The organism is Klebsiella oxytoca (genome assembly GCF_009707385.1).
Taxonomy (GTDB): Bacteria; Pseudomonadota; Gammaproteobacteria; order Enterobacterales; family Enterobacteriaceae; genus Klebsiella; species Klebsiella oxytoca_C.
In genome coordinates this window covers 2,809,049-2,827,754 of sequence record NZ_CP046115.1, presented here as the reverse complement: position 1 = coordinate 2,827,754, position 18,706 = coordinate 2,809,049, and the positions used below count along the sequence as shown (strand labels likewise).

Here is an 18,706-nt window from a genome sequence, read left to right as displayed (position 1 = left end):
ACTGTTTCTTTTAATATTTAACCGAGTTTCTTCAGTAAGATCTCAGAAAAAAGTTTTGGTGAATTACTGAACGCGTCAATAGTACTTCCGGCAATATGCGGCGTAATCGTGACGTTGTTCAACGAATAAAACGGGCTGTCGTCCGGTAGCGGTTCATCATCAAAGGTGTCGAGGGCGGCGCCCATGATTTTCCCCGCCCGCAGCGCGGCGATCAGATCGCTTTCGTTAATGAGCCCGGAGCGTGCCGTGTTAACAATAATGGCGCTTTCCTTCATTAGCTCGAAATGATGGGCGTTGATCAGATTTTCGGTTTCCGGGGTCATACGGGCATGAAGAGAGACCACATCCGCACGGCGAACCAGTTCATCCAGCGAATCCACTTTTTCATAGCACTCATGACCGGAGACGTATTTATCGTAAAAGATAATGTCGCTGCCAAAACCGCGCAGAAAACCTGCTACCAGCTGGGCGATATGCCCCAGCCCAACCAGTCCTACAACTTTACCGCCCAATTCGGGTATGGCCTGGTGGTTAGGGCTGTCTTTGCGCCAGAGCTTATCGCGCAGCGCATCGTGCGAGCGGGCGATGTTACGCATTTCTGCGAGGATCATTCCGACGGTAAACTCCGCCACGCTGCGGGCGTTGCGTCCAGGGGTATTGATGACTTCCACCCCGCGTGCCTTTGCCTGTGCCTGGTTAACGTTTTCAATTCCGCCGCGCAGCACCCCGACGTACTTGAGAGCGGGCAGTTTTTCAAATACCGCGGCGTTAACGGGCGCAAACTGGGTAATCAGGATCTCAACGTCTTCCGCGTCCTGAAGCAGGGCGTCAGGTAATGCCACCGCTTCAGAACCTTGTTGCTCGACCAGTAAATTATCCTCCTGCAGCTTTTCAATCGATTCGTGCGCCCACTCGCGCACCTCAACTTCAATACCTTTATCTTTCAGCGCCTTCAGACCTGCGTCCATCATCGCTGGGTTGATAAAAAGATCGGCAATCGCCAGACATTTCATAATGATTCTCCATCAATTAACGCATCAACATACCGCCGGTGACATCCAGAGTCGCTCCCGTCATATAGCTGGTTTTAGGAGAGACCATGAAGACTCCGATGTCGGCAATTTCGTGCGGCTGGGCCACCCGGCCAACCGGAATTCGGCTGACGTAATAGTCAGGATTTTGTTCAATGTTTTTACGGATCATCGCGGTGTCCATAATGCCGACGGCGATGTTGTTAACATTGATTTTCTGTTTTGCTACCTCACGCGCCAGCGAGATAGAGAAGGCGACCAGACCCGCTTTACTGGCCGCATAGTGGGCATGACCGGTTGTCGAGCCGTGGAAGGCTGCCTGAGAAGTTATATTCAGAATGCTGCCGGGCTGCTCTTTCGCCAGACAGTGGTTAACGAACAGCTGGCACAGGTGGAAGACCGCTTTCAGATTGACGTTCATCACTTTATCCCAGTCCTGCTGGGTGATTTCAGTGACGTAGCCGCTCAGCCAGATCCCGGCGTTATTGACCAGAATATCGGCGTTCCCCAGGCGGTCGATACAGGTCGTGAACAGATTCTCCCGGCTTTGCTCGTCGGAAAGATCGGCTTTCACCGCCACTATTTCGACGTTGGCGCTACTTTTCACCGCGTCGATTAGCCGCTCTGGATGCTCTTCATCACGCATATACGTGAAGCAGATGTTGACTCCTTCTTTGGCCAGAGAAAGGACAAACTCTTTGCCCAGCCCGGTTGCGCCGCCGGTTACGATAGCTGTGCGGTGATGTAAATTCAGATCCATACTTTCCTCACTTAATGCGTGATGTAGTTACTGCAGCTTTTCCACGGAGACTGCATTTCCGATAACAGGTTTTTGTAGAGCTGATACTTATCCTGATAGACCTTGTTGTTGTCCGGGTTCGGTATGACGGTTCGCGATACGTGAACCATCTCATTGGAGGCGGCGAAGACGTCATCAAACCAGCCAGCCATTACTGCCGCCGTCATCGCGGTGCCCAGCGTGCCGTGCTCTTTGACGTCGACAATCTCCAGAGTGGACTGGAAAATATCGGCAAATACCTGTAGCCAGACCGGAGAGTTGGTGACCCCTCCCGCAATACGTATGGTGCGGCTTAGCTCGGGGTTGATATGGCGCAAGCGTTCGGTGTGATAAAGATGGCTGAAGGCGACGCCTTCATAGATAGCGCGCAGAAAATGCGCTTTTTTATGGAAACTGTTCAGACCGATAAAGCCCGCAGAGGCGTCGGGAATAGTGTTGGAGCCAAACACAAACGGGAAGAACAGCAGGTGGCTTTCTGCCGGCGTCGTGGTGGACACCAGCTCATTGCACAGATCGTAAACCGACGCTCCCTGCGCCGAGGCGGCCGCGCGATCGCCCTCCATAAAGTTATTGATAAACCACTCCAGATTGCTGGCGGAAGTGGGGCTGGCCTCGGTGATTAGCCATTTACCCTCAATGGGATAGATGGAAGTCATAAACAAATCCCGGTCGATAACCGGATGGTCGGTCACGTATTCGTTGATACTCCAGGTGCCGGTAATGATGGCCAGCTTATTTAGCGTATTGATCCCCGAAGCCACCGATGATGCCGAAATATCAAAGACGCCGCCGGAGACCGGCGTTCCGGCACATAACCCGGTCAGCTGCGCGACTTCGTCGGTAATGTAGCCGCAGCAATCGGTGGAGAGTTTAATCGGCGGGAGCTTGTCGCGCAGATCGCCAAGTCCCCACCAGGCCAGCAGCGATGAATCATAGTCGCGGTCGCGCACGTTGATCAGGTTGGTTCCTGAGATATCGGTCAGCTCAAGGAAGGCTTCGCCGGTCAGATAAAAACGAATCAGATCTTTGACCATAAAAATGTAGCGCGCTTTGTCCAGCGCTTCAGGCTCGTTATCTTGCAGCCAGGCGAGGAGGGCAACGGGCTGGCCGGCCCAGATGGACTGCATGGTTTTGGGTAAAATGTCGCGACTAAAGGTCGGGTCGTTGTACCACTTTTCAACGTACGCTTTCGCCCGGCTATCGGTAGAAATAATTCCGTTGCGTACCGGGGTACCGGCTTCATCAACCATATACAGTCCGTTACCGTGGCCGGTCACCGCCACGCCTTTGATCTGACTGGCGTCAATCCCCGACTGCGCAATAGCCGTTTTAATCACTTCGACGTTGGCCGCCCAGAGCTCGTTGATATCACGCTCGGTATGAAATTCTTTTGGCGTCAGCATTTGCGTTGACTTCGACGCGATGGCCACTACGCTGCCGGCACGATCGTAAATCGCCGCTTTGGTTACGGTTCCGCCATTATCGATGCCCATGACATATTGTTCTTTCATTCGCGTGAACTCCTTATGAGTTACCATAAACCGGGTTCGCTGGTGGTGATCCCTTTAAATCCGGCATGGAATATTTTATCTACAAGGTATTTCCGCTTAACAAAGCCTCCGGCGATGAATATCACGTCAAAGCCTTTTAAATTCCGGCTAATCAATTCCAGACACTGGCAGGCATATTCAGCAGGTAAGATTTCAATTGCATCCGGCGGGTTATGCTTAACAATATCGATGGACTGATCCAGCGAACGCGAGTCGATCAGCAATACCCGAAAGATAGTTAACAATCCCTCTTTTTTGGCAGAGCGTAGGGCCGAGAGATTGGACGAAATAACACCATCAACCTTGTAGTAATTTTTTAGCAGACCGATCCCCGCCTGGTCGGGTTTAAAACCACCCAGTAACTCCAGATGAATAAGGACTTTTTTGCCGCTTTGATGACATTTGCCAATCAGCGACTGCAAATTACCGATATTCGCTTCGGATAACAGTACGTATTCAGATGCGCAGGCCAGCGCCTGTTCAAAATGTTTATATTTTCTGACTGAAGGAATGATGGTGTTATTTAAGAGCATATGTATATCCGTTGTTATTTAGCCATGTAGAGGCTGTAGGCATCTTCCGCGGTGGCGTTTTCATGGATGATGGCATTCAGACCTGCTACCACTTTTGCTGGCTGTGGGTCCTGCGTGATATTGCGGCCCACCGCCACGCCTTTAGCACCCATCTGCATGCAGTGCTGCACAAATTTAAAATAGCCGTCAATACCGGTTTTGGGCCCGCCCAGCGCCAGTACCGGTACGCCGGCCGCTTCGACGATAAGTCTGTCATCATCGGTGCCGGTAAAGCGGGTTTTGATGACGTCGGCGCCGAGCTCAACGGCGATGCGGGCGGAGGCGGCGATGATAGCCGGGTTATTAGAATCGTCGCTGGTGACGGGATAGCCGTATGGCAGGGATTCAACGATCAGCGGTACGTTCCAGCGATCGGCCGCCTGCGCCAGCTGCATGGCCATGATATGCGTTTTCTCTTCGTTGAACGCGCCGGGAAAGGTCATGCACACAACGCCATCGGCAGCCACTTTCAGCGCATCTTCGATGGAAAAAACCGGGGTGGTATCGGGAACGGTATTATCAAAAATACTCACTGTGCTATCGACGCGTAATACCACGGGAACGCTATTGAAAACTTCGCGGAAATTTTTCAACATCCCATAAGTCACCAGCGCACAGTCCAGGCCACTTTCGACCAGCGCCGGGAGCTGGTTTATCGTATTATCAATACCATTTGTTTTGTTTGAAAAATAGTAGCCATCCAGCGCCAGAGTGACTGATTTACCATCTTTTGCGAAAATGCGTGAGAGACGACGTTCTTTAGACATTTTTTTACTCCTGAGATAGAAAAAACAAAAAGGCCCTCAGAGACTTTCGTCTCTGAGGGCCTTCGATTCACTTACCCTTTTGATAATCGTTCAGCAATCCAAACCATTATCAATTCAATTTTTCAGCCTGTCGGAAAGGGGTTTAAATTCGTTTCATTTAAATCCGTTCCCTTGCTTGAATAAATTACTAGCATGCCATGGTTCTTTCTGTCCAGCCGTTATTGATAAATTGCGATTCTCATCACAAATTTAATCTGAGTTTAATCTTAATGGAATTTTTTAATTTTGAACGGACTCAGTACCAATCGATGAACATTTGTGATTGTCCTGCATGCAGAAAAATATTCAAGCTAAATATTTCCCATGGGAAATGTTAACCTGTTTTACCATTCGGTTTTTCCTGTGTTTTTTTCTACCAAAATCATCTTCTGATTCATCGCTGCACGCTTTATCTCGCCGGTGCCGCAGGCTTTTATCCCACGAAATTGAATTAATCGAAATGTTGGTTGAGAAAATTCCTAATGGCGGCGATGGCAAGGGGGGGGGCTTTATCAGGTTTTTCTATTTTCATCACTGATGGTGAGGGCGATTTTTCTTAAAGTTACAGGTAATAGACAGCAGATATTCGTAAACTTATACTGCGCCGTATTCATATTTGAATATACATTTAGCCAGGCTGTTTTTTAGGGCTGTAAAGTCTTTCTGGTAACCCGTAATTAATATTATTCTGCTCTTCGGCAGAATATCTCTGTGGCGGCAACGCCAAAGCAATACATCTGGAAATTTTTATTAAGGATATATAATGAAAAAGTCTCTTTTGGCAGCATGCGCTTCTTCTATTCTTTTTTGCTCCGGCGCGATGGCCGCTGACGTTACGGCATCAGCCACGGCAAGCTGGGATGCCTCTGCAACAAAAGATACCACCAGTCTGCTGGTTGTTACGCCGCTGCGTTCTGTGTCTTTTGAATATGCTCAAGGCCTGAAAGCGTTTAATACTCAGGATGGTGCGTTTGATATCACTATTCAGGGCCAGGAAAATGCGACTGACTTCGTCTTAACCTCCCAGCTGGTTACCAGCACGCTGAACCGCGCGGCGGATGGTTCGACGCTGGAAATCGGTGTGGCATGGAACGGTGAGAAGCTGTCTAAGACCGCGCCGGTAACCATGATTAATATCGGCAGCAATATTAGCGCTGGCCTGGAAAACCTGGCCGCTGGTTTTGATGATCACGTTAACCGCACCAGCACCCAGAGCGCGTTCCTGTTTAGCGTAGACTCCGCAACTTCTGACGGTACCGCACCGGCGACTTTTGCTTCTTTAGCCGACGGTTACTGGAGCGGTGACGTGAAAGTTCAGTTCACCGCCGAGTGGACCCTGTAATTTCCCCATAGCCAAATTCTGACCTGCAAAAAGGAGGGGTAGCCCTCCTTTATTTTAATAATGAAAAAATCACATATCTTTTTATTTCTGACGCTGTTTATCAGCGGTAGCGCGGCGGGCATTGGCGTCGGGGAAGTCACCTCAATAATGTTTGCCAACGATCAAATGCTGGCCAAAGAGATCGATAACGCCAGCGATACGGCACGCTTCGTCAGCGTGAGCGCGCATCGAATCTCTACGCCAATGTCGGGCGGAAAAATTATCCCGATGGAGCAGAACGGAGAGCTGCTCTCTACGCCGGCCAATATGATTTTACCTGCCGGGGCCAGAGAACATTTTCGTTTTATTTATCATGGTCCGCAGGATGATAAGGAGCGCTATTACCGCCTGTCCTGGCTCGATGAGCCGGTGAGCGATCATCAGGTCAGCAGTAATTCACGCCACGGTCTGGCGACCACGTCGGCGCAAATAAATACCATTCTGGTGGTGGCTCCCCGCAAAGCGAAATTTAATTACCAGCATAGCGGCGATACGGTGACAAATACCGGCAACGTGACCTTCAGGGTTATTTCATATGGCCCGTGTCAGGACCCTGCAAAAGATAAAGGCGAGGGCTGCCGCGAACGTTATTATGTGATGCCCGGGCTTAGCGCAAAAATAAAGCAGACGCAGGTTACAAATAAACAGACGCGAATTGGCATCTGGCACGAAGGTAAATATATCCACGTCAAATAGAGAATTACAGATGTCAGGATTGTTATTCAGAAAAGGAATGCTGCTGTCCGGAATATGTCTCGTCTGTACGGTGGATGCATCTGCAAGCGATAACGCGGGCAGGGCGACGCTGCTGCGCGTGGGTGATTATGTTATTCCTCCCGTATTTGCCGATGCGCTTAAGCAAGGCATGCGGGTACCGGTTTTTATTCGCTATAAAGAGACGGAGCAGCCGACGCGAAGCCGACAAAAAATTGCCGACGCGCTGATTGCTACCGAAGACGGCGCGCTGACGATCCGCGAACTCACTCTGGTCTCCACGGCGGATAACCTTTCGCTTTCTGCGCCGGTGGAAGAGATAGTTAATGGCCTGAAGGACCGCCAGTTTTCCTCCGACATGACGCTTCATCTTTCCGAAGCCGCGCAGATAACCTTCGATGTCAGGGCCTTCTACCTGGAAATGACCGTCGACCGCAGCGCGCTGGCGACGACGACGCTCCCCCGACATAGCGCTTTAGGGGATTCCACCGCCAGCGCGCCATCGAACGTGCTTAACTACTCTTTTGGCTCCTATCACCATCGCTACAACGGCTATGACGGTACCAGCAGCTATCTGACCCTGGATAACACCACGGCGTTGCGTGAGCACCACGTTAATCTCAACGGTTCTTTCTACGGGATCGGCTCATCCAACAGCAGCGGTAATCTCTACCGGGCGATGTATGAACGCGATGTCAAAGGTAATCGACTGGCGCTGGGTATGGTGGATACCTGGAATCTACAGTCCATCGCCAGCATGACCGCCCTTAACTCCAGCCGCATCTACGGCGTCAGCTATGGCAACAAGAGCAACTCGCATCTTGAAGATACCACGCTGTCCCTGACGCCGATCACCGTATTTTTACCGGCGGCGGGCGAGGTGCATATTTTGCGCGACGGCAAATTGTTGAGCATCCAGAACTTTGCCATGGGTAGCTATGAAGTAAATACCGCGACGCTGCCGTTCGGGATTTACAACGTTGAGGTTCAGGTGGTGATTAACGGCAAAGTTGCCAGCAGCCGCAACGAGCAGATCAACAAAACCTACTCCCGTCGTTCAAGCGTGACTGAACGCTGGTCGTGGCAGGTATTTGGCGGAATGCTGGAATATCACAAAACCGATTATCGGCCGAAAAACGCGCTGCGCGAAGGGAAGCAGGACACCTGGCTGAGCGGCGGATCGGCGGCGGTCACGTTTCCCTGGCTTGCCGGAACATCGTTTAAATCTACGCTGTACGGCTTCGACAGCAACGCCGTCAACGAAAGCGAAGTTGACGTAATGTTCAACGAACGCCTGCGGGCCAACCAGCAAATACTGCTGGCCAACGATGGCAGCAGAAAAAGCATCACCACCCTCAATCTGAGTCTTCCTGCGGGCTATGGTTCATTTTGGGGCTCCCGCGAATTTACCCATATCGGCAATCATTTGCCGTTACGTAATGGGGATTATTTCACCTGGGGCGCGACGCTGCCCCTGCAGTCGCTGACGCCTTATCTTGGTTCTTTGACCTTTAGCCGGACGGAAAACTACAGCAACAAAACGCGCTATAACAACCTCGACTACTCCCAGACGCTGGCCTCGGGGCGCTATGGCACGGTCACCCTGAGAACCGGAGTGCAGAATTATCATTATCAGCGCAACCAGGACACCACCCGGGATAAATACGTCAATCTTGAATTCTCGCTGCCGTTGGCGGCCTGGTTTAGCGCAGGCGTCTCCAGTGAAAATGGCAATATGCTGGCGAATATGGCGCTCAGGAAGCGTTTTACCGACAGTACCATTACCCAGGCGGGACTATCGGCTTCTCAGCGGTTGAAGAGCAAAGAGAGTGAGAGCCACCGCAGCGATAAGCGCGCCATCAACGGTTTTGTCAGCTACGACAGCAAATACAGCAGCGGCACGCTATCCGCCACTCATGCTTCGGATAACAGCACCAATGTCAATTTCAGCACCCTGGGAAGCGTTGCCTGGGCCGGACGCGACGTGGTTGCGGCGAAAGGTAGCCACGCTTCCGGCGTGCTGATCCATACCGATTTCAACGATAACGCGACTATGACCGCCAAAATTAACGGCCAGCATTATCCGCTCAGCGGCAAGAAAAACTTTATTCCGCTACCTGCCTACGCGCGCTACAGCGTGGAGCTGATGAATGACAAACGCAGCGTTGATAGCGTGGATATTGTCAGCGGCAGAAGCCACCAGTCAGTGCTTTATCCCGGCAACGTTGAGGTGATACGTCCCGAGATAAAACAGCTGGTTACGGTCTTTGGCCGTATTCGCCGCGATAACGGCAGCGTCGCCGCGCACCTCGATATTCATAACCACATTGGTAAAGGGCGTACTGATGGACAAGGAGAATTCGCGATGGATGTAGATAAACGTTACCCGACCATCACCCTGGTGGAAAAAAACGGCCAGCGTTGCGAACTGGAGCTGGATTTACAGGAAGCGCGCGGCGCCGTGTGGATGGGGGATTTACAGTGTGAATCACAAACCCGAATGGCCGCACAAGGGGAGGCTCTGCGTGGGACGCTGTAAATTTTTTTTCGGTCTGGCGCTGGGCGCTTGCCTGAGCGTGACATCATTTCACTGCTGGGCGGTCAACGCCAGCAGTAGCGGCTCGGGGAAAAATGATTACCTGTTTATTGAAAACCACGTCGATAACGAGTATTTCGTCACCCCCGGTAGCCTGGATCCGCGTTTTTCCGGCGCGAACGTCTGGACCCGCTATTCAACGAAGCAGCGTAGTCTGGGCTATATGGGCTACGTTAGCTGGAGCTATCGTTCCTATTATTATGATATGTGGCTCTCCAACTCGCCGGTAAATACGCCGTTTGTCGGCATTCGCTGCATGACGACCGGTACCAGCTGTCCGTCGCAGGGCTATCTTTCCGGTGAGGTTATTGATAGTGAGGGTTTTTACCATACGATGGCCGGTAGCACTCTGGAAAACGGCGGTACAGGATACGCGACGTTCTCTCCGGCGATGTATGAATATCTGCGTAATCGACAGCCGGGTGAGACCGACGCTTTTGTGCTGAATCTGTGTTATACCAAAACCGATTATGATGCCGCGTCGGGACAGCGCTGTCGGGACCTGGCCTCAGGAGCGACGTGGCGTTATTACACTATCAATGCCACCAAGGTGGGGCACCTGACGCTGAACAGCACCGGCGCGCTGGCGGAAATCTGGATTGCCAGCGATGGCACGCCCAGCGTCAACGTTGGCAGCGAGCACTGCGAAGTCAGCATTGTCGGCGGCGAGAGCGGGATGACCTGCAAGATGGTCTCGTACCGCTATCGGGAAACCAAGCGCGTAACCTCGTCATTGTCTTTTGAAATGGTGGTCGATACCGCGACGCTCGGCTTCAGTCCGGCAGCGAAAACCATTAAATACAGCGGCAATGGCTCAAACTGGTATAACTGGAGCGCTTCCACCACCTACTCCAATGTATTTACCACCGAGGGTCAGTACGTTTATGTGTTCCTGTCGAAAACTTTCTTTCAAAATCTGATCCAGCGCGGGATCAGCATTACCAATAACGATGAGCTGTTCACCTTTTTCTTTGATAACGGCAATACCTCGCAGTCCGGTTATTACCAGTTTACGGCGTCGAGCATGATCAACATTCTGCCGAAAGAGTATGGGATCAGTATCGTTTCATCGGATGGAAACTCTGCGCCCAAAGAGTCTGGCAATATCGGCGACCCGACGCCGATTGAGTTTGACTATCAGGTCACGGTCTCTTCGTCGCGTATGGCGGATGCGGTGACGGCGGAGGTAACCGGAGCAGGAACCTCTATTGATGGCGTTTCTTACTGCCTCTTCACCTCGCAGGAGGGCGGCTGGCAGGTACCGATCCCGGCATTTCTCTCCTGGACGGCAGCGGGCGGGGAAACGGTCAAAACCCGCAACAGCTGTATTGACACCCCGGTAGATATGACCGGCGCGCGCTGGACGCAGACGCCGTGGAATGCGGCCATTGATGACGGATACTATTTTTCTACCCGCCTGAAGCTGCTGTTTCCGATGGACGATCCGCGTTCACGGCGCACTCTGGACGGTAGCGACTGGATGGGAACCGTCAACGCCAGCGGTGAGGTAAAGGTTACCGCCAAATGGCTGGGTGTCGATTAATGGTCAGCAGAATCAAGGCCATGACAACGTTGCTGGCCGCCGCGCCGCTGGCGGCGGTAGCGGCGTTTTTTAATGCGGTGATTTATGAGATGCCCTCTGACCAGGCGTTTATCTCGCAGCCGCTGTATAACGATACGCCGCGCAATAACATGTATACCATCTCCGCGTGGAAAATCGCTAAACCCGGGGCGGGAAACGAAACGGTTTTGCCCAATCAGGGCGAACTGCTGTATGCCCCGCTGCGTTTTAATTTACAGCCGCGAAGCAGTGAATATTTTCGCCTTTACTACAAAGGCCCTGAAGATAGTCAGGAGCGTTATTACCGGGTGGTTTTTAAAGAGACGCCGGTTACATTGTTGCCGTTCAGGGCGGCGGCGCAGCAGATGGATGTTCTGCCGGTGGTGGCGATGAGCACGATTCTGGTGGTCAGGCCGCGTAAGCAGCGCCTGGAGTGGCAGATTGACGAGCGTACAGGAGAGATTCGCAATAGCGGGAATACCTTTTTCCGGGTAATTATTCATCAGGGGTGCGCGGGAGATGATGAACGATCCACCCAGTTCTATATGCTGCCCGGAGAAAGCTATCGCGACGCATCGTTAAGCGGGGAAAACCGAAAATTTGTGGTGGCCAACCAGCGTTATTTCACGTTGGGAAAAGCCTGCTCTGAGATCCGATAACAGCAGATTATTCAGACAGCAGCAGCGATTCCACCGTCAGCTGTACCAGTAAAAGTAGTAAGGCCAGAAACGCAAGCCATTTCGCCGGCTGAAGCTTATGCTGTGGAATCGTTGTATCACGTAACCGGGTGAGCCATTCGCACTTTTTCATTGATGACATCCTGTCGACAGACAAATGAATACAATCCAATGACCTGATACTAATGTATTAGAGGACAATAGCCATCAATAAATCAGGCTGGTTGAGGTTTCATTCAATAAGTGAGCTTTAAGTGATATGCGCAACGAATAATATTGATGGTCTGAAATAAAAACTCTTTCAGACCATCATTCACTGCCAATACTTGCTGGGGTAAAGCCTAATCAGGACTCAAAGCTCATGCTGCCACGGTGGATTAGCGCCGGCTCTTGAAACCGTCGCCGCCGCGGCGCCGACGCAGGGGAGGAAGGCGGAGGCGTTTTTCCGTATCTGGCAGGGCAGCATATCAATGAGCGCTTCTCCGCAGCACAGGATCACAGGCTATCTCCTTTATTTACCGCTACCAGCGGCGGAGTTTCCAGCTGGTTGGCTATCAGCGTCCAGCGATCGGCATACGGTCCGCAGGCGGTCTTGATATCGACGCCGACCGGGAGTTCAGGGCATTCGTTTTCACCGTTGCTGCCCCAGTTAACCCATCCGGACTGACGGCGCTGGACAATCTGAAACGCGCCGGAGGGACGGGAAGTCCACCAGATCATCGCCCGGCCGCTAGCCGAGTCATATTCGACGGTTTTACTGGCCGGGCCGGGGAAAATGGTTTCATCGGCCACGGAGGAAACGTCCACGGGGGAGTCGGTCAGCAGCCATTGCCGTTCGGGCAGATCGGCCCTGAGATGCGCCCGGGTGCGAACCTGGCTCAGCCGCTGGCGAATTTCCGCCTCATCAAGCACGTTCTCCCAGCGGCAGAACATCCGCCAGTAAAGATCCCAGTGAGCGGAAGCCATATCGGCAAGCTGTTCGCGGAATTCAGCAAATTTCGGACCAGCATTCTCCGAGGTGGCGACGGTATCGGCGACCATGGCGACCAGCTCTTCGGCATAGGGATCGCCCGCGCGGTAGCGGGTACCGCCATAGGCCGCGAAGCGGTCGAACAGCAGTTTTCCCGGGCCGCTTTCAAACTCGTCGCCGACGGTTATTTTGTTGGTGACCGAACGTCCGTTAATGACCGTTGAAAAGTCATCCACGCAGTATCGCCGCTGAAACCACGGGGTGCCCCAGCTAAATTTCCAGTCGATAGCGAAACCTTTACCGCGTAGCTCCGGTAATAAGCCATCGGGGATTTCGCCGCGCATGCGGTAATGATGGTAGACCGGACCTTGTTCAATAATGTCTATGTCGACAACAGTATGTTCCGGTGGGTTAATCAGCCCATTTTCCGGAGTAAAGAAGGGGCCGTAAAAACCCCCGATGGCGTTATTGCCGGAAGGAAGCAGCTCGACGTCGTCTGCCAGACAGCGGAAATGGCGCAAACCCCATTTGGATGAGCCGACGCCCTGAGCGGTTCCCCGACACATTTCCAGATCGAAACAGCCGGTGTTAAGGCGAACGAAGCAATCACTCTCCCGTCCCGGCAGCGTTTTGATGCCGGAAATTTCCCCGACTTCCGCCGCCGTGAGCGGGCGTTCGAGCCGCATGTTCAGCGTTCCGCAGAAGCTGATCGTAGCGATAAAAGCGGTGCTGTCTTGCGTCGACTGATGATTGAGGCGCTGGCAGAGGATCCGTTCTCCGTTTTCGGTGATAGCCCACCACAGGGATCCTGACAACGGCTCCGGGAGCGTAAACGTAATCGGTTCGCCTTCCCGAGTGCCGTTCATCGGGTCCGTCAGCGTAATAAGATATGTCATCGGCGTGTACTCCATTCAAATTTAAGCAAGCGAAAACCCGCCGCCAGAGCGGCGGATAAACAAATCGTCAGGGAAAGCTAGCGGGGACGGGCGATCTCTTTTTTCCGCCAGAAGGTGAACAGCTCCGGATGCTGCTTTAGTCCGTCTATAGCTACGGCGAGAATAATGACGATGCCTTTAATTAATAGCTGGGTGAAAAAGGGCACGCTCAGCAGTATCAGGCCGGTGCTGAGTACCCCAAGAATAATCGAGCCAATCAGGGTGCCGATAATTCGTCCGCGGCCACCGGCAAGGCTGGTGCCTCCCAGAACCACCGCCGCAATGGCATCCAGTTCATAACCTGTACCCGCCGTAGGCTGGGCGGAAATAACCCTGGCAGCGAAAATCATTCCCGCCAGACCCGCGCAGACGCCGGCAATCATATACACTGCCGCCAGCACGCGTTTTACCCTGACGCCGGCCAGACGGGCAGCCTGAGCGTTGCCGCCGACGGCGTAGATGTGACGACCAAATCGCGTACGTTCAAGGATGAACCACGCCAGCAAGTACACCACCAGCATGATGATCACCGGAATGGGAATACCGGCAAGATAGCCGTTTCCCAGCTCGCGAAAGCTAAGACTGCTCGAAACAATGGGTTGCCCTTCGGTAATGGTGTAGGCCATCCCGCGAAGAAACGTCATCGTGCCCAGGGTGACGATAAACGGCGCAAGAGCGAGATAAGCGGTAAGCACGCCGTTCAGCAGACCGCAGAGCGCGCCCACACCCACGCCGGCCAGTAGCGCCAGCGGTGCAGGGATCCCGGCCATCGCCGCAACCACCGAGACCACGCCGGAGACGGCGACGATAGACCCGACGGACAAATCAATACCGCTGGTTAAAATGACGAAGGTCATGCCCGCCGCCAGAATAGCGTTGACGGAAATCGAGCGGGCGATATTCAGCAGATTATCGACGCGGTTAAAGTTCGGGGCAAAGGTCGACATCAGGATCAGCAGAACCAGCAGAACGATTAAAATTCCCACCCGATCCCACCATTTGGCAAAATCAAACGGCGCTTTGACCGCCAGCTCCGTCACAGGTTTATTGTTGTCCATGGCATTCTCCGGATTGACTGGTATAGGTTCCTGTTGCATGCAGCATCACTTCTTCTTCCGTTGCTGAAAATGAGGGTAACTGGTGAACGATTCGCCCGCCGCGCATCACCAGCACGCGGTCGCTGATGCCGATGGCCTCCGGTAAATCTGAGGAGATAACCAGAATGGCTTTCCCGGCGCGGGCGAGCTTATCGATCAGTTCATAGATTTCCCTTTTGGCGCCGATATCCACGCCGCGGGTAGGTTCATCGAGAATCAGTAGCCTGGAGTCGCGCAGTAGCCAGCGCGCCAGCGCCGCTTTTTGCTGATTACCGCCGGACAGGGCGCCGACGGGCAGTTCGACCGCATTTTCCCGCAGCCGAAGCCTGCGCATCTGCTCAAGAACGGCGGCGCGGATCGTCTTGCGCTTTACCACGCCGCCGGCGACAAAGTTATCCAGCGAGCTGATATCGATGTTGTGCTCAACCGAATGAACAAGAAACAGCCCCTGAGTTTTGCGATCTTCGGTCACCATCCCGATACCGTCGGCGATGGCGGCGGTAGGATCTGCCGGATGGCTGGCTTTACCGTCAATACGCACGCTGCCCTGGAGCCGCACGTCGGCGCCAAACAGCAGGCGGGCGACTTCGGTTCGACCCGAGCCCACCAGCCCGGACATGCTGACCACTTCGCCAGCCCTGACCTCAAAAGAGACCGGACCGGTAGCGTTTCCCGCCAGATCCCTGACCTCCAGCAATACGCCACCGGGCGTACGCGGTTCATGTTGATAAAGATCGACAATTTGCCTGCCAACCATCATGCGCACGATATCAGTGGTCGTGACGCTGCCCATGGTTTCTGTGCCGATCCAGGTGCCGTCCCGGAACACCGTGACCCGATTTGCCAGCCGCCATACCTCTTCCATACGGTGCGAGATATAGACCATTCCGACGCCCTCCTTGCGCATCTGTTCTATCAGCTGGAATAACTGCAGCGTCTCCGCCCGCGACAGGGCGGCGGTCGGCTCGTCAAGCACCAGAACTTTCGCGTTTTCGCTCACGGCGCGGGCGATCTCCACCATTTGCTGACGGCCGATGCTCAGCGAGCCGAGCGGCGCCTGCGGATCGATGTCGGCGTTAATCCGCTCCAGTTTCTCTCTGGCTTCCCGCTGCATCCGTTTGCGATCGAGAATACCGCCGAAAACGGTCGGTTCCTGGCCGAGAAACAGGTTTTCCGCCACCGTCATATCGGGAACCGTATTCAGCTCCTGGTGGATAATGGCGATGCCATATTTGCGGGCATCCCTTGGCGTGCGAATATCAATCTCCTGCCCGTTGATAAAAATCGCGCCGCTATCGCGCTGCTCGTTTCCGGAGAGGATTTTCATCAACGTGGATTTTCCCGCGCCGTTTTCCCCCATCAGGGCATGGACCTCTCCGGCGAATAAATCAAAGCGCACGTTGTTCAGCGCCAGCGTCGCGCCGTAGCGTTTTGAGATCCCTTCCAGCCTGAGTAAGGGGTGTGATGATCTGTCGGCCATTGTCTTTGCCCTCCGGGATGAAGCTGTGCGTCATCCCGTTTGTTGCCTCTTGAAGTGATGATGTGATTACCAGCCCGGATAGCTTTCGACGCTATCGCGGGTTACCAGCACGCTGGGGATCAAGACGGTACGGGAGGCGAGAGGTTTGCCGTCGACCATCTCCTGAGCAAGAGTGATGGCCTGGCGTACCATTTCCCCCGGGTTCTGGGTTGCGGTGCCGATAAACGGTGAGCCGCTGTGCTTGAGTTCTTCAACCGCTTCCGGGCTACCGTCTACGCCGGTGACTTTGATAGCGCCGGCTTTGCCTGCCTGTTCAACGGCCAGCACCGCGCCGAGAGCCGAAGGATCGTTCATGCCGAAAATACCGGAAACGTCCGGATTGGCAGTGAGCATATCGGTGGTAACCATCAGGCCGGAGGCGCGGTCGTTGCGCGATGCCTGCTGGCCGACAATTTTGATATCCGGGTATTTTTGCGCGACGTTTTTGCACCCTTTGATACGATCGATAATGGTCTGAATCGGCGTACCATCGACCAACAGCACTTTGCCTTTACCGCCCATCTGGTTGAACAGATATTCGCAGGAGGTTTCTCCGGCCTGAACGGCGTTTGTCATGATGGCTGCATCAGCGCCTTTGGCTGGCGTATCGACCGCGATAACAATGATCCCGGCGGCTTTGGCTCTTTGAATAGCTGGTTCGATCCCGGACTCATCAACGGCGGAAATAATAATGAGATCCACTTTCTGCTGAATAAACGCGTCAATCTGCGTGTTCTGATTAGCCAAATCGACTTGAGCATCCTGGACGTTAAGGGTTGCGCCGATTTTTGCCGCGGCCTGTTTTGCGTTTCTTTCCATTGCCGAGAAGAAGGGGTTAGACATGTCCTGCACCATTAATCCGATGCGGGAGATTTTTTTATTTTCCTGTGGCACCGCACCGGCGGCGGGAATAAATCCTGTCATGGTGGTTATAACCGCGGTAACAGCGACAGCCAGCCATGCTTTGCGAAGTTTGGTCATATTGTGCTCCTTTCATTTTCTCGTGTTATGACTTACCGCCAGGTGTGGGGAACCCTCAGAAATAATCCTCTGATATTGTTTGGCGTTAGCGACTGAAAAGCTCAGCCGGGATTTAAATAGATAAATCAGTTGAGATTGCTGAACAGTGGACAGGCGCAGGGCAACTCCCCAAAACGCGCTTTGTCAGCAATCTCAACGCTGTTTTTAGTCGTTATTAACTTTTCTACAGCCGCAGGACTGGCGAATAACCAGTTCGGCGGGAACTGTAAGCTGCGTGTTTATTTCTCCTTTTCCTTCCTGATTAATTAAGCGGATAAGCATTGCAGCCGACTGCCTGCCGATCTCTTCGCTGTTTTCATTCAGGACCGTGAGCGGCGGGTTTAACAGCGGCGCCCAGTCAAATTCGTCATAGGCAATAAGGGCCATCTCGTCAGGTATAGCTATCTGACGCTGCTGGAGCTGCTTGAGAGAACCCAGCAGAATAGGGTTGTTACCGGCGATGAGCACATCCGGCAGGGGGTTCTGACAATCCAGATATTGGTTTAATTTAGCCGCGGCAGATAGCGCGTCGTTTTCTGTCTCCAGTACCTGGAGCGTCGCGCCGCAGCGTTCTGCCGCTTCGCGGATCCCGCGTTCGCGTTCAAAACGCGTCGTCCAGCGGTCCGGATAGATCAGCAGTAGCCAGTTCTTATAGCCATGCTGCGCCAGATGATTTCCCACCAGCAGGCTGGCGTGGTAATTGTCGGTAGTGACGCTGGGAAAATTGTGTTCGCCGCGGGGAGGTGAGTCGACAAAAACCACCGGAATGTCCCATTTGGCCAGCAGACTCAGGCTTTCCGGCTGCAGCGTGACCGTTGAAATGATCCCGGCCATACGCGACTCGATCAGCCGGTTAATCATGCGATCCTCCTGCGCCCGGTCATAGATGCCGTTCACCGCAATATCGCCAAGAACGACGGTCCATTGCGAAGGCGGCAGCATTTGCTGAATACCGGACATCAGGTTGAGATAATAAGAGTTTGAGGCATGGGCGGTAATAACCGCCACCGAGTCTCTGCTGGAGCGCCGAAGCGCCTGAGCCGCGCGGTTGGGGACATAGCCAAGCTCCCGCGCCACTTTTAAAATCAGCTCGCGGCTATCCTCAGCAACGCCATCACCACCGTTTAGCGCACGTGAGACGGTGAACATTGAAAATCCCGTCGCCTCACTGACATCCCTCATCGTTGCTTTTCGCATTTTCCGCTCTCTGAATTGATGAAAATACCCATGACATAAACGGTTATTAGCTCAACCTAAACGTTTATGAAGCAAAACATAAACGTTTAGGTTTGTTTGATCAGTGAGCCGCTTCTCGTTTTGTGAACAGGGCGTAAACAAGACTATCTGTGAATGAATTACAACGATTTATTGATTTGATACAGATGTAGAGCCTGAGGCGCTTTGTTATCCTTGGCTCATTCATTGGCGATCAGACAGGGCAGTCGTGTTGGAAATCTTTTTTTAACCCACTGAAAAGT

General features: G+C 53.2%; 17 protein-coding genes. 5 read left to right on the top strand and 12 right to left on the bottom strand.

The window, feature by feature from the left end:
* Positions 1-17: 17 nt before the first annotated feature.
* From GJ746_RS13115 to GJ746_RS13095, 5 genes are read right to left on the bottom strand one after another with little or no spacing between them, the layout of a single operon-like run.
* Positions 18-1,013 (bottom strand): 2-hydroxyacid dehydrogenase, encoded by a 996-nt coding sequence (locus GJ746_RS13115; RefSeq protein WP_154680600.1) that lies wholly within the window; start codon positions 1,011-1,013, stop codon positions 18-20.
* Positions 1,014-1,029: 16 nt separating this feature from the next.
* On the bottom strand, positions 1,030-1,791 hold the full coding sequence (locus GJ746_RS13110; RefSeq protein WP_154680599.1) for an SDR family NAD(P)-dependent oxidoreductase: 762 nt from the start codon (positions 1,789-1,791) through the stop codon (positions 1,030-1,032).
* Between the two features lie 11 nt (positions 1,792-1,802).
* On the bottom strand, positions 1,803-3,341 hold the full coding sequence (locus tag GJ746_RS13105; RefSeq protein ID WP_154680598.1) for an FGGY-family carbohydrate kinase: 1,539 nt from the start codon (positions 3,339-3,341) through the stop codon (positions 1,803-1,805).
* Positions 3,342-3,361: 20 nt separating this feature from the next.
* On the bottom strand, positions 3,362-3,913 hold the full coding sequence (locus GJ746_RS13100; protein ID WP_154680597.1) for a glycerol-3-phosphate responsive antiterminator: 552 nt from the start codon (positions 3,911-3,913) through the stop codon (positions 3,362-3,364).
* A 14-nt stretch (positions 3,914-3,927) separates the two neighbouring features.
* Complete coding sequence (locus tag GJ746_RS13095; protein WP_154680596.1) at positions 3,928-4,719, bottom strand: class I fructose-bisphosphate aldolase; 792 nt, start codon at positions 4,717-4,719, stop codon at positions 3,928-3,930.
* A gap of 802 nt (positions 4,720-5,521) precedes the next feature.
* Here GJ746_RS13095 and ecpA point away from each other — a divergent pair.
* From ecpA to GJ746_RS13070, 5 genes are read left to right on the top strand one after another with little or no spacing between them, the layout of a single operon-like run.
* A complete protein-coding gene (gene ecpA / locus GJ746_RS13090) occupies positions 5,522-6,100 on the top strand; it encodes a common pilus major fimbrillin subunit EcpA (protein WP_154680595.1) in 579 nt (192 codons plus the stop codon).
* 60 nt (positions 6,101-6,160) lie between these two features.
* Positions 6,161-6,835 (top strand): hypothetical protein, encoded by a 675-nt coding sequence (locus GJ746_RS13085; RefSeq protein WP_227852649.1) that lies wholly within the window; start codon positions 6,161-6,163, stop codon positions 6,833-6,835.
* Between the two features lie 10 nt (positions 6,836-6,845).
* Entirely contained in the window at positions 6,846-9,392 is a 2,547-nt protein-coding gene (locus GJ746_RS13080; RefSeq protein WP_154680593.1) for a TcfC E-set like domain-containing protein, read from the top strand.
* On the top strand, positions 9,379-10,992 hold the full coding sequence (locus GJ746_RS13075; RefSeq protein WP_154680592.1) for a fimbrial protein: 1,614 nt from the start codon (positions 9,379-9,381) through the stop codon (positions 10,990-10,992). The genes GJ746_RS13080 and GJ746_RS13075 overlap by 14 nt, the downstream gene beginning before the upstream one ends.
* 20 nt (positions 10,993-11,012) lie before the next feature.
* Positions 11,013-11,669, top strand: coding sequence for a molecular chaperone (locus GJ746_RS13070; RefSeq protein WP_227852647.1), 657 nt, complete (start codon positions 11,013-11,015; stop codon positions 11,667-11,669).
* A 7-nt stretch (positions 11,670-11,676) separates the two neighbouring features.
* Here the strand turns inward: GJ746_RS13070 and GJ746_RS25230 are convergent, their stop codons facing one another.
* The 7 genes from GJ746_RS25230 to GJ746_RS13040 all read right to left on the bottom strand — a co-directional run bounded on the left by GJ746_RS25230 (position 11,677) and on the right by GJ746_RS13040 (position 18,425).
* On the bottom strand, positions 11,677-11,820 hold the full coding sequence (locus GJ746_RS25230) for a hypothetical protein (protein ID WP_195908734.1): 144 nt from the start codon (positions 11,818-11,820) through the stop codon (positions 11,677-11,679).
* A gap of 219 nt (positions 11,821-12,039) precedes the next feature.
* The gene (locus GJ746_RS13065; RefSeq protein ID WP_227852645.1) at positions 12,040-12,186 is read right to left on the bottom strand and encodes a hypothetical protein; all 147 of its coding nucleotides are present in this window, start codon (positions 12,184-12,186) and stop codon (positions 12,040-12,042) included.
* A complete protein-coding gene (locus GJ746_RS13060; RefSeq protein WP_154680591.1) occupies positions 12,183-13,553 on the bottom strand; it encodes a hypothetical protein in 1,371 nt (456 codons plus the stop codon). Before GJ746_RS13060 ends, GJ746_RS13065 begins: the two co-directional genes overlap by 4 nt.
* A 77-nt stretch (positions 13,554-13,630) precedes the next feature.
* Positions 13,631-14,650 carry an ABC transporter permease subunit gene (locus tag GJ746_RS13055; protein ID WP_154680590.1) on the bottom strand — a complete coding sequence of 340 codons (1,020 nt, stop codon included), beginning with the start codon at positions 14,648-14,650 and terminating at the stop codon, positions 13,631-13,633.
* Entirely contained in the window at positions 14,637-16,169 is a 1,533-nt protein-coding gene (locus tag GJ746_RS13050; RefSeq protein WP_154680589.1) for a sugar ABC transporter ATP-binding protein, read from the bottom strand. The genes GJ746_RS13055 and GJ746_RS13050 overlap by 14 nt, the downstream gene beginning before the upstream one ends.
* A gap of 66 nt (positions 16,170-16,235) precedes the next feature.
* Positions 16,236-17,189 (bottom strand): ABC transporter substrate-binding protein, encoded by a 954-nt coding sequence (locus tag GJ746_RS13045; protein WP_154680588.1) that lies wholly within the window; start codon positions 17,187-17,189, stop codon positions 16,236-16,238.
* A gap of 204 nt (positions 17,190-17,393) precedes the next feature.
* Positions 17,394-18,425, bottom strand: a complete 1,032-nt coding sequence (locus tag GJ746_RS13040; protein ID WP_154680587.1) for a LacI family DNA-binding transcriptional regulator — start codon at positions 18,423-18,425, stop codon at positions 17,394-17,396.
* Positions 18,426-18,706 lie beyond the last annotated feature (281 nt).

Excerpts from the sequence above, each read along its gene's own strand:
- GJ746_RS13115 (WP_154680600.1), bottom strand. The coding sequence starts at position 1,013 with ATGAAATGTCTGGCGATTGCCGATCTTTTTATCAACCCAGCGATGATG.
- GJ746_RS13110 (WP_154680599.1), bottom strand. The coding sequence starts at position 1,791 with ATGGATCTGAATTTACATCACCGCACAGCTATCGTAACCGGCGGCGCA.
- GJ746_RS13105 (WP_154680598.1), bottom strand. The coding sequence starts at position 3,341 with ATGAAAGAACAATATGTCATGGGCATCGATAATGGCGGAACCGTAACC.
- GJ746_RS13100 (WP_154680597.1), bottom strand. The coding sequence starts at position 3,913 with ATGCTCTTAAATAACACCATCATTCCTTCAGTCAGAAAATATAAACAT.
- GJ746_RS13095 (WP_154680596.1), bottom strand. The coding sequence starts at position 4,719 with ATGTCTAAAGAACGTCGTCTCTCACGCATTTTCGCAAAAGATGGTAAA.
- ecpA (WP_154680595.1), top strand. The coding sequence starts at position 5,522 with ATGAAAAAGTCTCTTTTGGCAGCATGCGCTTCTTCTATTCTTTTTTGC.
- GJ746_RS13085 (WP_227852649.1), top strand. The coding sequence starts at position 6,161 with ATGAAAAAATCACATATCTTTTTATTTCTGACGCTGTTTATCAGCGGT.
- GJ746_RS13080 (WP_154680593.1), top strand. The coding sequence starts at position 6,846 with ATGTCAGGATTGTTATTCAGAAAAGGAATGCTGCTGTCCGGAATATGT.
- GJ746_RS13070 (WP_227852647.1), top strand. The coding sequence starts at position 11,013 with ATGACAACGTTGCTGGCCGCCGCGCCGCTGGCGGCGGTAGCGGCGTTT.
- GJ746_RS25230 (WP_195908734.1), bottom strand. The coding sequence starts at position 11,820 with ATGAAAAAGTGCGAATGGCTCACCCGGTTACGTGATACAACGATTCCA.
- GJ746_RS13060 (WP_154680591.1), bottom strand. The coding sequence starts at position 13,553 with ATGACATATCTTATTACGCTGACGGACCCGATGAACGGCACTCGGGAA.
- GJ746_RS13055 (WP_154680590.1), bottom strand. The coding sequence starts at position 14,650 with ATGGACAACAATAAACCTGTGACGGAGCTGGCGGTCAAAGCGCCGTTT.
- GJ746_RS13050 (WP_154680589.1), bottom strand. The coding sequence starts at position 16,169 with ATGGCCGACAGATCATCACACCCCTTACTCAGGCTGGAAGGGATCTCA.
- GJ746_RS13045 (WP_154680588.1), bottom strand. The coding sequence starts at position 17,189 with ATGACCAAACTTCGCAAAGCATGGCTGGCTGTCGCTGTTACCGCGGTT.
- GJ746_RS13040 (WP_154680587.1), bottom strand. The coding sequence starts at position 18,425 with ATGCGAAAAGCAACGATGAGGGATGTCAGTGAGGCGACGGGATTTTCA.